Source organism: Sediminibacterium sp., assembly GCF_030695065.1.
Lineage (GTDB): Bacteria > Bacteroidota > Bacteroidia > Chitinophagales > Chitinophagaceae > Sediminibacterium.
Genome location: NZ_JAUYTR010000009.1, coordinates 222,204 through 235,349 on the forward strand (window position 1 = coordinate 222,204; position 13,146 = coordinate 235,349).

Genomic DNA, 13,146 nt, shown 5'->3' on the forward strand with positions numbered 1-13,146 from the left:
TGGTGATAGCCCAACTGTTTAATATCTTTTGAGCGCTATGGCGCTTTTTAAAAAGATTGGCTTATTCTTATTTACTATTTATGCCCTTATCACTTTTGTGATGGCTATGTTACTGGTATTCCCGTTTGCTATGTTGGCCATTACCGCCGGAAAAGTAAGAGGAGGAAATTTAGTATATCGTTGTTGTAGAATTTGGGCACAGCTTTGGTATTATACTATTGGCGTTACACATAAAGAAATATACGAGTACCCACACGATGCTAGCAAGCAATATATTTTTGTTGCCAATCATATTTCTTATATGGATATTCCGCCTATTGTATTAGCCATCCACCAACCCATACGTGCGCTAGGAAAATATGAAATGGTTAAAGTGCCTATTTTTGGATGGATCTATAGAGCAGCAGTAATTTTGGTTGATAGAAAGAATGCTGAAACCAGAGCAAAGAGTGTTCGTGCGCTCAAAGCAGCAATCAAAAACCATATCTCCATTATTATTTTTCCAGAAGGCACTTTTAATGAAACAAGGCAGCCGTTAAAAAACTTTTTTGATGGCGCTTTTAGAATTGCCATTGAAACACAAACCCCTATTAAACCATTGCTTTTAGTAGATACACTAAAAAGGATGCATTATCGATCACTTTTTGAATTAAATCCTGGCGAGAACAGAGTTGTTTACTTAGATGAAGTGCCAGTAAGTGGACTTACCCCAAAAGACATACCCTTATTAAAAGAAAAAGTGAATAAAATCATGGAGGAAGGATTGAAACGTTATATTTCTTATCCCACTCCTTAAACGTATTTTTGTTTAAAATCTCAATTTGTTTGTTGAAGTAATTATACCATTGGCATTGCCTAAAAATTATACCTGGCAAGTTCCGGAGCAGATGCAGTTGGCAATTGCTCCTGGAATTAGAGTGGAAGTTGCTTTAAGAAAAAACAAAAAGTATGCTGGCATTGTAAAGAGAATCGTAAAAGAAATTCCAGCACAATTTACCCCATCTCCTATTTTAAATATTTTAGATAGTACTCCTGTCGTAAATGAAATCCAATTAAAATTATGGGAATGGATTGCACAATATTATATGTGCACCGAGGGGGAAGTTATGCAAGCAGCCATTCCTGCGAATTTAAAATTGTCTAGCGAAAGTGTTTTGCAGTGGAACGAAGAGCGAACTTTAGACTTTAGTGATTTAAGCGATTCAGAATTTATTATAGCAGAAGCATTAGAGATTAAAGGAGAACTTAAAATTAGTGAAGTACAGCAATTACTAGACATCAACAACACTTACCCTGTTATAAAAAAACTGGTTGAAAAGGGCGTCTGTTTTGTTTGGGAGGAATTGAAAGAAAAATACAAGCAAAAAACAGAGAATTATATTCTACTTCATCCGAAGTATGCTCAAGAAAACGAATTAGAACAATTATTAAATAATTGGAGCAGGGCACCAAAGCAAATGGAATTGCTCTTGGCATATTTACACTTAAAAAACACCATTGGCGTTGTAACCCAACCCGACTTATTAAAAAAAGCCAATGCAAGTGCTGCTCAACTAAAAGGTTTAATAGAAAAAGGCATCTTAATTGCAGAAAGAAGAAATACCGATCGACTACCTAGTTTACCCAAATTACTCAGTTTAGATTTTACACTTTCTGCAGCGCAGCTTAGCGCCTTGGCTTCCATTAAACAAATATTTGAATCTAAAACAGTATGCTTATTGCATGGTATAACCGCTAGTGGTAAAACCCAAGTGTACATGAAATTAATTGAAGAGCAAATTCAATTAGGGAAACAAGTATTATACCTGCTACCTGAAATTGCCCTTACTGCACAAATGATTCGGAGGTTGCAAAAAAGCCTGGGCGGTCATATTGCTATTTATCATTCAAAGTTCAACCCTAATGAACGAGTAGAAATTTGGAATAAAATAAATTCTGGCGAAACCAAAGTAGTTTTAGGCGCTAGATCTGCTTTGTTTTTACCATTCAATAACCTGGGTTTAATTATTTGCGATGAAGAACACGATGCTTCATACAAACAACAAGAACCTGCACCCCGTTATCATAGTAGAGATGCAGCCATTTATTATGCATCATTATTTAAGACAAAAGTTTTATTAGGCTCAGCAACCCCATCAATAGAAACTTACTTTAATGTTCAACAAAATAAATATGGGTTAGTAGAACTATTAGAAAGATATGGGGATGTTGCTATGCCAGCAATTGAGTTAATAGACTTAAAACAAATACCTGCCAAACAAAGAAGTGAAACCCCTTTGTCGCCTGCCCTCTTAAAAGGGATTCAAGAAACTTTAGATGCCAAAAAACAAATCATTCTATTCCAAAATAGAAGAGGTTATGCCCCTTACATGATTTGTGATACTTGTGGATGGATTCCACATTGTAATCATTGTGATGTAACCCTCACTTTTCATAAAGGGAAACAGAAATTGTCTTGTCACTATTGTGGTACCACTTACCCTATTTTACAAACCTGTATGGCTTGCGGTAACCATCATTTTGTTCAGAAAAATTTTGGCACCGAAAAAATAGAAGAATTGGTATCAGAAGCATTTCCACAAGCCGTAATTGCCCGAATGGATTACGATAGCGTGAAAGGCAAGCACGACCACGACAACCTAATCAAAATATTTGAACAACATCGTATTGATATTTTAGTGGGTACGCAAATGGTAGTGAAAGGTTTAGATTTTGAGAAGGTAAGTTTAGTGGGGATTATAGACGCCGATGGCATCCTAAACTTTACCGACTTCAGGGTAAACGAGCGCGCTTACCAATTAATGGAACAGGTAAGTGGCAGAGCCGGAAGAAAAGACGGATTAGGAAAAGTAATGGTTCAAGTGAGTAATTTAAAGCACCCTGTATTGCAGTTTGTGCAACAACACAATTACCAAGCATTGTATCAGTTTGAAATAGAGAATAGACAACAATTTCATTACCCCCCATTCACTAGATTAATACAGGTCATTTTTAAACACAAAGACAAGCATGTTGCCGAAGAAGCAGCCAATATTATGCAGCAAGGGTTATCCAAACAGTTTGGGGCTTATTTAAACGGTCCTTCACAGCCCATTGTAGACAGAATTAGGAATCAATTTATATGGGAAATTTTATTGAAGCTGCCAAAAGACAGCCATATCGTAAATAACTGTAAAATAGCCATCCACCAACAAATGGTCATTATACAAACGAATAAGAGATATAGATCGGTACATATTATTCCTAATGCAGATCCCATATATTAATGATTCAAATACAAGAAAATATTTCCCTTAAACCTTATAATAGCTTTGGCATTCATGCATTAGCCAAATCGTTTTGCAGTGTTTCTTCTATTATTGAAATGCAAGAATTATTAGAATGGAATAAAATACAAAATAATCCATTACTCATTTTAGGAGGAGGCAGCAACTTACTTTTTACCAAAGATTATAATGGGCTGGTTTTACAGAATGCACTAAAGGGCATTGAGCTAATAAGAGAAGACCATGAAAATTATTATGTAAAAGCAATGGCTGGTGAAAACTGGCATCAATTTGTATGTTATTGTGTTCAAATGCAATACCAGGGAATTGAAAATATGAGTTTAATTCCTGGCAATGTAGGCGCATCTCCTATGCAAAATATAGGCGCTTATGGAGTAGAAATAAAAGATGTCTTTGAATCTTTAGAGGCAATACAAATTAGTGATGGCGCTGTGGTAACTTTTAACAATTCAGCTTGTGAATTCGGCTATAGAGAAAGTATATTCAAACGCCTATTACGCAATCAATTTATTATTCTATCTGTGGTGTTCAAATTACGAAAAACACCCGTATACAATACCAGTTATGGCAATATTGAGCAGGAATTGATCAATATGAAAGAACAGCAGCCCAATATCCAATCTATTGCCGAAGCGGTAATTCGTATTAGGCAAAGAAAATTGCCCGATCCTTCCAAAATTGGAAATGCAGGTAGCTTTTTTAAGAACCCAATTATTCTTACTGCATTGTATGAAGAGCTAAAAAAAGAAAACAAGAACATCCCTGGTTTTGCTGTTAATAATGGAGACTACACCAAAGTTCCTGCAGCCTGGCTTATTGAACAAACTGGCTGGAAAGGTTTTAGAGTTGGTGATGCAGGATGTTATCCTTTACAACCATTGGTTTTGGTTAATTATGGAAATGCAACGGGTGCTGAAATTTTTGATTTAAGTGCACAAATCATTAAAAAAGTGCAAGCTCATTTTGGCATTCTATTAGAAAGAGAGGTAAACATTTATTAACTCAATATTTTTATCCTAAAATTTTCTGTATCGCTTCTTCTATAGAGTGTTCGGCCATATTGATCCATTTGAATTCAGGGTCTTTTTTAAACCAAGTCATTTGGCGTTTGGCATATTGGCGTGTATGGTGTTTAATTTGTAGTATAGCTTGTTCTTTCGAAATATTTCCATCTAAATAATCAAATACTTCTTTATATCCAACAGTTTGCAAAGCAGGCTTATTTCTATATTGAAGCACTGATTGTACTTCTTCAATTAATCCATCTTGAATCATCTGGTCTACTCGCAAATTAATTCGATTAGTCAATTGATCCATTGGCATTTCTAATCCAATTTTAATAATACTAAAAGGCCTTTGTTTTTTTTGAGCAGTTCTAAAATGGAGAATAGAATGACGAGTAGCATAAAACACTTCTAAAGCACGCATCAATCTTTGCGGATTAGACTGTTCGGCAATTTTCCAAAATGCAGGATCTTTATGTTTCAATTCAGATTGTAACCAAATTAATCCCTTTAACTGATAGTTAGATACAACAAATTCTCTGATCCACGCGGGTATTTCTGGCATAGGATCAATCCCATCACAAAAAGCGCGAATATACAAACCAGTTCCACCTACCATAACCAACTGATTTTTTTGAGTAAAAACCTGTTCTGTTTTGTCTAATGCAAATTTTTCAAAATAACCTGCATTAATATCTGTTTCAACAGAATGATCTGCAATAAAATAATGTTCTACAGCAGCTAATTCAGCTTCACTTGGCCTTGCAACACCTATTGATAATTCGGTAAAACATTGTCTTGAATCCGCAGAAATAATTTCGGTATTGAGTGCTTTAGCTAATGCTATGGACACAGCAGTTTTGCCCACTGCGGTGGGGCCTGCAAGAATATAAATAGTAGGATTAATCTTCAAAATCGTCTCTTTGTTCTTCACCACCTATGCCATCATCGTCCCCGTCTGCTTCACTTGGAGCTTCTTCCCCTTCCTCACCAAATCCATCTGACGCTTCATTTAAATCGTATTTCTCTTCAATGTCGGCAAACTTATCGCCCAGTAAACTTTTTGTACCATATTGCTGAGGGCCAATACCTTCCACTCTTGAAACAGCTGGATAAGTTAATTTAGGGTTGGCCTCCTTATTTACGCTGATTAGTGCTACTAAAAAGACCCATCCTTTTGCAAAATCGTATTCGTAAATGAATTTTTGATTTACGTCTTGTATTTCTGAGCCAATAGTAGTTTCAGCCATTAACAATGGATCTACCTTATAAGGCTTATCGTATTTTTCACAACTAATTTCCCTTCCACGCAACCAGTTATCATTGCTTCTGAAAAAAGTGGCTTGATGCTTAGAATCAAATTCAAACGACTTCAAAATAGCAAAATGCAAGTCTAAAAAGAATTGGTTATGCTTAATAACAATATCGCGATAAACCGCGTCGTCCTCTTCTAAATATATTCTGAACTTTAAAACAGCCATCCCTCCAAGATTTAATGATTGAGATGCAAAATAGCGATTATTTAACGGGTTTTAGATTCAATTCTACCCCTTTTTCTAACATATATTGATATGCCAATTCATATTGGTTCGGAATAATTCCATCCAATATGGCTTCTCGTATAGCATCTTTAATTATCCCAACATTTCTTCCTGGGGTAAGACCAAATACTTCCATAATTAATTCTCCACTAATAGGTGGCTGCCAATTCCTCAATTGGTCTTGGGTTTCAACGGCTTGCATTCGCTCTTTAACCATTTCAAAATTCTGCAAATACCGATTCACTTTTTGTTTATTCTTACTCGTAATATCAGCAGCACATAAAGTCATTAAATCGTCAATATCTTCCCCAGCATCAAACAGCAGCCTTCTTACTGCACTATCAGTTATATTTTCTTTGGTTAAGCTAATAGGACGTAAATGCAATAGAACCAGTTTTTGAACATATTTCATAGGCTCATGCAATGGTAATTTCAACTTCGAGAATATTTTGGGCACCATCCTAGCACCCACCACTTCATGTCCATGAAAAGTCCAGCCATGCCCTTCTTCAAATTTTTTTGTAGCCGGCTTGCCAATATCATGTAACAATGCAGCCCACCTAAGCCAAAGGTTTTGGGTATTTGGCACAATATTATCTAATACTTGAAGGGTATGGTAAAAATTATCTTTATGCCCCTTCCCGTCAATATATACGGCCCCATGCAAGTCTACCATTTGAGGAAAAATCAACTTCAGCAAACCAGATTTATACAGCAAATCCCACCCAATAGATGGCTTTGAACATAGCATGATTTTATTTAACTCATCGGTTATTCTTTCCTGACTTACTATTTTCATTCGATGTACGTTCTCCCCTATTGCCTTAAACGTATTTTCCTCAATTACAAAATTTAATTGAGCTGCAAATCGGATAGCTCTCAACATACGCAAGGGGTCGTCACTAAAAGTTTGCACTGGTTCTAATGGCGTTTGAATTCTTTTATCTTCAATTGCTTGAATACCGTTAAATGGATCCAATAGTTGGCCAAATTGTGCTTTATTTAAACCAACTGCTAAAGCATTGATGGTAAAATCTCTTCTGTTTTGATCATCGGCTAATGTACCCTGTTCAACCTGGGGTTTTCTGCTTTCTTGCTGGTAACTCTCTTTTCTAGCTCCTACAAATTCAATTTCGAATTCATCCAATTTTATTTGAGCTGTTCCAAAATTTTTAAAATACGCTACAATGGGTTTTGGACTTAATTCATTGGCATAGGCATGAGCAAGCTCAATGCCATCTCCTAAACAAACAATATCTGCGTCTTTGGTATTTCGTCCTATGATTTTATCTCTTACAAAACCGCCAATTAAATAGCAGGGCATATTCATTTTATCGGCTACTGCCCCTATTTGTTTAAATATTGCCTCTTCCTTATCGCTAAACTGAATGGTCATTGCTACAAATGTAAGATTGTTTATTATGAAGCGGGCAAGCAACGCATTAATTGCGCAATTTCAATTTTATATCCACAATCAAAATGCCCCTCAGGACATTGATTTTTTCCATGTAAGCCACAGGGTCTACAAGCAAGGTCCCGATTAATTTGAACGATAAAACTTTTTGTACTCAACGGACCATATCCAAACCCAGGAATAGTAGAGCAGTAAATAGCAGTAACAGGCGCATTAACCGAAGAACAAAAATGCATAGGTGCTGAATCATTCACATAATTCATTAATGCATCTTTCATTAATGCAGCTGATTGCAAAAAATTGCATTTGCCAGCTAAATTAACAGATTGCTTATGACCGCTTTGGTCAATTATATCTTGACATAAAGCATAATCGCTTGGGCCACCCAATGCATAAACTTGAATATTAGGAGGTAACTGTTGCAAAAAAGCAATCCATTTTTCAGGAGGAAACTGCTTGGTCATCCAAACAGAAGAAGGTGCAAAACAAATATATTTCCCAGTTTTAAATTGTTCAACAAAATGGATATCGCTTTCCGCTGGATACAATTTTGGCAAAGAAAGTTTGGTCTCTGGCCAATGTAATAACAACTGATTTCGCTCAATTTCATGCAATCCAGTACTGCTAGCCATCTGGTGATGTATCACTTTTGTAAATAATGAACTGAGTGGATTTTTATCAAACCCGATTTTTTCTTTTGCACCTGAAAAAGCTGTTAAAAAACCGGTTGCAGCATATCGTTGCAAATTAATAACCGCATCATATTGGTTCTTTCTAATTTGAGTCAGCAATTGCCAGAGATGCCTGTATTTATCTTTTTGCTTATTCCAAACCAAGGTGTTATGCAAATAGGGATGCCCAATAAATAAAGATTCGTTTCCCTTACGAACTAAAATATCTAATTCAACAGTTGGATAGGCTTGATGCAAGGATTCTAACATTGCGCTTGCTAAAACCACATCCCCTATAAAAGCCGTTTGAATTATCAGCATCCTTTGCATTCAACAAAACTAAGGATATGCATTAAATCATTCTCATTCAATTAAAAAAGGTAAATATTGTACTTTTGCTAAAATTTAAAATATGTCGCAAGAATTAGTGTTAGAAGCATGGAATAATAGAGATCTTTTAAAGGAAGCAAAGTATATTGATGCAGTAAAACAGGTAATTGAAGCTGTTGATAAGGGTCAACTAAGGGTAGCAAGCCCTGAAGCAAACGGATGGGTAGTGAATGAATGGGTTAAAAAAGCAATCCTACTATATTTTGGAATACAACAAATGCAAACCTGGGAAATGCCCCCGTTTGAGTTTTACGATAAGATGCTTTTAAAAACCAATTATAAAGAATTGGGTGTTAGAGCAGTTCCACCTGCCACAGCTAGGTACGGGGCTTATATTGCCAAAAATGTTGTTTTGATGCCTAGTTATGTAAATATTGGTGCTTATGTAGACGAGGGTACCATGGTAGACACTTGGGCTACTGTTGGAAGCTGCGCTCAAATAGGTAAAAACGTTCATTTAAGCGGAGGTGTTGGAATTGGTGGCGTACTAGAGCCTTTACAAGCTAGCCCGGTAATTATTGAAGATGGTTGTTTTATTGGTAGCCGTTGTATTGTTGTGGAAGGAGTAATTGTAGAAAAAGAAGCCGTATTAGGAGCAAACGTAGTATTAACACAATCTACCAAAATCATAGATGTGAGCGGATCAGAGCCTATTGAAATGAAAGGTCGAGTTCCTGCTCGTAGTGTAGTAATACCAGGCAGCTATACCAAAAAGTTTAATGCCGGAGAATACCAGGTTAGTTGCGCCTTAATCATTGGACAACGCAAGCCAAGCACCGATTTAAAAACCAGTTTAAACGACGCGCTCAGAGACTTTAATGTAAGTGTTTAACAATGAATGGGTCCAAACGCTCATCCTTGTTTTTAAGTGGCTTTTTACTAAGCATTGGCGGAGCTATTTTATTTTCAACCAAAGCCATTTGGGTAAAATTGGCTTTTCGTAATACAGGTGTAGATGCATTAACGCTGCTAAGTTTACGAATGCTATTGGCACTCCCATTTTATTTAGTAGTCGCGTGGTTTTCAGGTAAAAAAGAATCTGCCATTCCACTTAGTAAAAAAGATTGGTTTTGGATTATTACTTTAGGGGTGTTGGGTTACTACATAAGTAGCTTATTCGATTTCATAGGCTTACAATATATTTCTGCTGGATTAGAACGCTTAATTTTATTTTTGTACCCCACATTTGCTGTATTGTTGAATACGTGGGTTTTTAAAAGCACTATTTCAAAAATTCAACTTTTTGCACTCGCAATTACTTATACAGGAATTGGCATTGCTTATTACGCAGAATTAGGTACAATTCAACACAATGAACATTTCTATTTTGGATCATTCATGGTTTTTTTATGTGCTGTAACTTATTCATTTTATTTGGTTGGAACAGGAAAAATGGTTGTGAAAGTGGGTGCTACTAGGTATACTGCTTATGCTATGCTTGCTGCAACTGCTGGAGTATTTATCCATTTCATAACACAAGCACAATGGGAAAAAGTAAATATGTCTAGCCAACTTTGGTGGTATAGTATTGCTTTGGCAATCATTGCAACGGTTATCCCTTCTTTTCTAATGAGCAGTGGCATGAAAAAGATAGGCAGCAATAACGCTTCAATTATAACTAGTATAGGTCCGGTATCAACTATTATTCAAGCAGCCATTTTTTTAAATGAGCCCATTTTAATGGAACAAATAGTAGGCACATTCTTGGTCATTATAGGCGTAGTACTAATTGGATGGCAAACAACCAGACCAATCAATTAATGTACCAATACATTTTCCATTTCACTTAATCTTTCAAATTGCTCAATCGTTAGTGGCTTAGTAATGAAATGCGTAACGTTTAAAAATTTCTTTGATCGTTCGTAATCTACATGGTCTATTGAAGAAGTTAATACTACTACTGGCCATGGTTGTCCTAATTTTTCATACTCGTGCAAAAAATCCCATCCCGACCTTCCCGAAAAATTAAGATCCAAGAAAATTTTTCTCTTTGTGTTTGGATTCTCTTTTACATACTCCAATGCAGTATCTACATGATCAAATGTATGCACTGGCATACTAGGCATTACGTTTCTAATAATAAGCTCATTTAATTTATTTACTAAATGATCGTCGTCTACTAAACATATTTCCTCAATTGCTTGATTTAGCAAATATTTATTTAATGAAATACTATTTGATGAAGCAAAATTAATTTGATCGTTTAGCTTGAAAATTGCATCGTTCATCAAATTAGCAGAGTGCTCAATATCAGTAAATATTTGGGAATAAGTGGCTACATTATGGTCCTGAAATTTAGCTGTTTGTAGTAATTGTAAAATTTTAGAAAACTCATGTCGCAATTCGTGAGAAGTTATAAAAGAGATTTTTTTAAGATGACTCATTTGTTCTAAAACTTCTTTTTCTGAAATTTTTTTGAGCGTGATGTCTTTTTGAATGGTAATATACCCTGTAACAGCTCCTTCTTTATCAAATAGTGTTTCAATCATTAAATCGAGCCATATTCTAGCACCTGATTTGGTGTAATACAATATCTCTGTTCTAATACCTTTTCCCAACTCTATCACTTTTCTAATTCTATCTAGCGTTTCTTTACTTGTTTCTGCCCCTTTTAGAAAGCTACCCGGCGTTTTACCGCAGACTTCTTTTAAAGTATATCCAGTTGTTTTTACAAATGCATCGTTTACCCAAGTTATTCTGTTATCGCTATTGCACATGATAATAATACTACCAATTTTTTGTGCAATCTTAGTGAACTTCCCAAATTCAATTTTAGTACTTTCCATCAACTCTTGTTGCCTTCTAATTTGAATTTGAGCTTCTTTAACTGGCGTAATATCTAAAGCAGTTCCAGCATACCCTTTAAAAATTCCGGCATCGGTATAAATTGGATTCCCTTTCATATTCATCCACCTATAAGAGCCATCATGTTTTTTAAATCGAAAAGTGATTGAATAGGGTTGTTGAATTACAAATGCCTGCCTTCTCTCCTGTAATACCTGCTCTTTATCTTCAGGATGTACATGCTGCAACCAACCATTATCCATTTCTTCCTCTAACAAAACACCTCTAAAATTCAACCAAGCAGTATTCGCAAAAATTAACTGATGGTGTTTATCTGTTACCCACATTAAATCGGCTATATGATTGGCTAACTCAGAAAAACATACGCTCGTAATATTAATCTCCGTATTGGTCAAATGATTTGATGTTTGTTTAATCAAATGATCTTTTAAAACTACTCCTATTACAACACCTTTACTATTACAAACGCCATTCATAAAACATTCGTACAAATCAAATTCACTACCTGGTTTCTTAAATTTCAACTTCTCGGTATGGAGTTTATTCTTTGCACATTTCAGTAATGCATTTTTGAATAAGCCAGCTTCTGCACTATTTAAAATTGAATCAATAGACAGCCCCTTCACCTTCGTCCCCTTTAATTGATATGATTTAACAAACAATTCATGGCAGAATGTAATATTACCATCCAAATCTGTTGCTAATAAAAAATCATCTGAAAATGCGTTGGCACTTTTCAAATCTTTATCAATTATAAAGGGGAATTGCATAAACTAGAGTTTGGGGGGTTAAACTTAAAAAAATAGGAATCAAGAATTTCTGGTAATACCAAAAAATCTCTTGATTTATCTAAAAAAAAATTTGCCCCTTTGCTTAAACATGCGTGTTTATAAATTGCATGGGGCATATTGGTCAAAATAATTATCAAAGGACTTGCTAACGGATAGTCCTGTTTAATTTTATTCAATAAATCTATTCCACTAATACCTGGTAACTTAATATCTAAAATAAACACATCAGGAAAAGACTTATCAACTAGTTCCAACCCAAGTTCTGCTGAATTCGCTGATCTAATATTATACGATGAATTTTTATCAGATAAGAGAATCCGAAGTTGATGAACTATAATATCTGCATCTTCTATAATTAATATGTTTAAACTTGCTGAAGTCATATCATGTATACTTATCCAAATTTAATCATCAAAAAAAGAAAGCTTTGTAGGGCAAGCCTACAAAGCTTTTGTAGTGCGGACACTACAATTGGTTTTTCAGGAATTTGAATTTTAAAATCAACACAGAAGTGTTTCAAATAACAAAACTAATTCAACTGAATAACTTCACTTGTAGTTGCATTTAACAAAAAAAGGGGTGATTACACGACAGTCTGTAGTGATATCACTACAATTCAGAAATCTTATGTTCAATGGCGTATCGAATTAGATCGGCATTGCTCTTTAATCCCATTTTATCTAAAATTCGAGCGCGGTAAGTACTGATAGTATTAATGTTCAACGATAGCATTTCACTTATTTCTGATACGGATTTTCCTTCAACCAACTTTTTTAACACTTCAAACTCCCTATCCGACAAGTTTTCATGGGGTAATTTTGTGGTATCTGTTTCTAAAGAACTGGCTAGCACTTCGGCTACCCTATTAGTAATATACTTTCTTCCGCTTAGGATTTGCTGAACAGCGGTAACTAACTCATAAGGAGCGCTCTCTTTGGTTAAATAACCAGAAGCTCCCGCTTTTATAGCCCTAACTGCGTATTGTTCTGGCGAATGCATACTCAACATTAAAACAGGAGTATTTGGTACATGCGTCTTAATTTGTTTAAGAATTTCAATACCAGAAAATCCAGGCATACTAATATCTGAAATAATAATATCCCATTTTTCCTTGATTGATTTTTTAAATAATTCCGCAGAATCAGACACATCATGTACTTCGGCTTCAGGAAGTGACTCAAGCAGAATCTTCTTTAATCCTTCTCTAATTAAACCATGATCATCAGCAATGAGTATTCGCATA

12 protein-coding genes are annotated in these 13,146 nt (G+C 35.4%); 5 read left to right on the forward strand and 7 right to left on the reverse strand.

Annotated elements, in window-relative coordinates; genetic code table 11:
- Positions 1–37: 37 nt before the first annotated feature.
- From Q8S25_RS03255 to murB, 3 genes are read left to right on the forward strand one after another with little or no spacing between them, the layout of a single operon-like run.
- Positions 38–796, forward strand: a complete 759-nt coding sequence (locus tag Q8S25_RS03255; protein WP_305534820.1) for a 1-acyl-sn-glycerol-3-phosphate acyltransferase — start codon at positions 38–40, stop codon at positions 794–796.
- A 25-nt stretch (positions 797–821) separates the two neighbouring features.
- Positions 822–3,266, forward strand: coding sequence for a primosomal protein N' (gene priA, locus Q8S25_RS03260; RefSeq protein WP_305534822.1), 2,445 nt, complete (start codon positions 822–824; stop codon positions 3,264–3,266).
- A complete protein-coding gene (gene murB / locus Q8S25_RS03265; RefSeq protein WP_305534824.1) occupies positions 3,266–4,288 on the forward strand; it encodes a UDP-N-acetylmuramate dehydrogenase in 1,023 nt (340 codons plus the stop codon). The genes priA and murB overlap by 1 nt, the downstream gene beginning before the upstream one ends.
- Before the next feature lie 10 nt (positions 4,289–4,298).
- Here murB and miaA read toward each other — a convergent pair whose 3' ends face one another.
- Genes miaA through Q8S25_RS03285 form a run of 4 tightly spaced genes read right to left on the reverse strand, consistent with a single transcriptional unit; the run spans position 4,299 to position 8,238 of the window.
- On the reverse strand, positions 4,299–5,204 hold the full coding sequence (gene miaA / locus Q8S25_RS03270; RefSeq protein ID WP_305534826.1) for a tRNA (adenosine(37)-N6)-dimethylallyltransferase MiaA: 906 nt from the start codon (positions 5,202–5,204) through the stop codon (positions 4,299–4,301).
- Positions 5,194–5,772 carry a hypothetical protein gene (locus Q8S25_RS03275; RefSeq protein WP_305534828.1) on the reverse strand — a complete coding sequence of 193 codons (579 nt, stop codon included), beginning with the start codon at positions 5,770–5,772 and terminating at the stop codon, positions 5,194–5,196. The genes miaA and Q8S25_RS03275 overlap by 11 nt, the downstream gene beginning before the upstream one ends.
- A gap of 37 nt (positions 5,773–5,809) precedes the next feature.
- Positions 5,810–7,228 (reverse strand): CCA tRNA nucleotidyltransferase, encoded by a 1,419-nt coding sequence (locus tag Q8S25_RS03280; protein ID WP_305534830.1) that lies wholly within the window; start codon positions 7,226–7,228, stop codon positions 5,810–5,812.
- A 23-nt stretch (positions 7,229–7,251) separates the two neighbouring features.
- Complete coding sequence (locus Q8S25_RS03285; RefSeq protein WP_305534832.1) at positions 7,252–8,238, reverse strand: glycosyltransferase family 9 protein; 987 nt, start codon at positions 8,236–8,238, stop codon at positions 7,252–7,254.
- 91 nt (positions 8,239–8,329) lie between these two features.
- On the opposite strand from Q8S25_RS03285, the gene Q8S25_RS03290 reads away from it, so the two are divergent.
- A complete protein-coding gene (locus Q8S25_RS03290) occupies positions 8,330–9,139 on the forward strand; it encodes a 2,3,4,5-tetrahydropyridine-2,6-dicarboxylate N-succinyltransferase (protein WP_305534834.1) in 810 nt (269 codons plus the stop codon).
- Between the two features lie 2 nt (positions 9,140–9,141).
- Entirely contained in the window at positions 9,142–10,068 is a 927-nt protein-coding gene (locus Q8S25_RS03295) for a DMT family transporter (protein WP_305534836.1), read from the forward strand.
- Here the strand turns inward: Q8S25_RS03295 and Q8S25_RS03300 are convergent.
- The 3 genes from Q8S25_RS03300 to Q8S25_RS03310 all read right to left on the reverse strand — a co-directional run bounded on the left by Q8S25_RS03300 (position 10,065) and on the right by Q8S25_RS03310 (position 13,145).
- Entirely contained in the window at positions 10,065–11,882 is a 1,818-nt protein-coding gene (locus Q8S25_RS03300) for a PAS domain S-box protein (RefSeq protein WP_305534838.1), read from the reverse strand. The two genes, Q8S25_RS03295 and Q8S25_RS03300, sit on opposite strands and share 4 nt — an antisense overlap.
- On the reverse strand, positions 11,864–12,286 hold the full coding sequence (locus Q8S25_RS03305) for a two-component system response regulator (protein ID WP_305534840.1): 423 nt from the start codon (positions 12,284–12,286) through the stop codon (positions 11,864–11,866). Before Q8S25_RS03305 ends, Q8S25_RS03300 begins: the two co-directional genes overlap by 19 nt.
- Before the next feature lie 226 nt (positions 12,287–12,512).
- Positions 12,513–13,145, reverse strand: a complete 633-nt coding sequence (locus Q8S25_RS03310) for a response regulator transcription factor (RefSeq protein WP_305534842.1) — start codon at positions 13,143–13,145, stop codon at positions 12,513–12,515.
- Between the last annotated feature and the right edge of the window lies 1 nt (position 13,146).

What these genes read in the sequence shown, in the direction of transcription:
- Q8S25_RS03300 (WP_305534838.1), bottom strand. Translation starts at nt 11,882, where the DNA reads ATGCAATTCCCCTTTATAATTGATAAAGATTTGAAAAGTGCCAACGCA.
- Q8S25_RS03290 (WP_305534834.1), top strand. Translation starts at nt 8,330, where the DNA reads ATGTCGCAAGAATTAGTGTTAGAAGCATGGAATAATAGAGATCTTTTA.
- Q8S25_RS03295 (WP_305534836.1), top strand. Translation starts at nt 9,142, where the DNA reads ATGAATGGGTCCAAACGCTCATCCTTGTTTTTAAGTGGCTTTTTACTA.
- Q8S25_RS03305 (WP_305534840.1), bottom strand. Translation starts at nt 12,286, where the DNA reads ATGACTTCAGCAAGTTTAAACATATTAATTATAGAAGATGCAGATATT.
- Q8S25_RS03275 (WP_305534828.1), bottom strand. Translation starts at nt 5,772, where the DNA reads ATGGCTGTTTTAAAGTTCAGAATATATTTAGAAGAGGACGACGCGGTT.
- Q8S25_RS03280 (WP_305534830.1), bottom strand. Translation starts at nt 7,228, where the DNA reads ATGACCATTCAGTTTAGCGATAAGGAAGAGGCAATATTTAAACAAATA.
- murB (WP_305534824.1), top strand. Translation starts at nt 3,266, where the DNA reads ATGATTCAAATACAAGAAAATATTTCCCTTAAACCTTATAATAGCTTT.
- Q8S25_RS03310 (WP_305534842.1), bottom strand. Translation starts at nt 13,145, where the DNA reads ATGCGAATACTCATTGCTGATGATCATGGTTTAATTAGAGAAGGATTA.
- Q8S25_RS03285 (WP_305534832.1), bottom strand. Translation starts at nt 8,238, where the DNA reads ATGCTGATAATTCAAACGGCTTTTATAGGGGATGTGGTTTTAGCAAGC.
- Q8S25_RS03255 (WP_305534820.1), top strand. Translation starts at nt 38, where the DNA reads ATGGCGCTTTTTAAAAAGATTGGCTTATTCTTATTTACTATTTATGCC.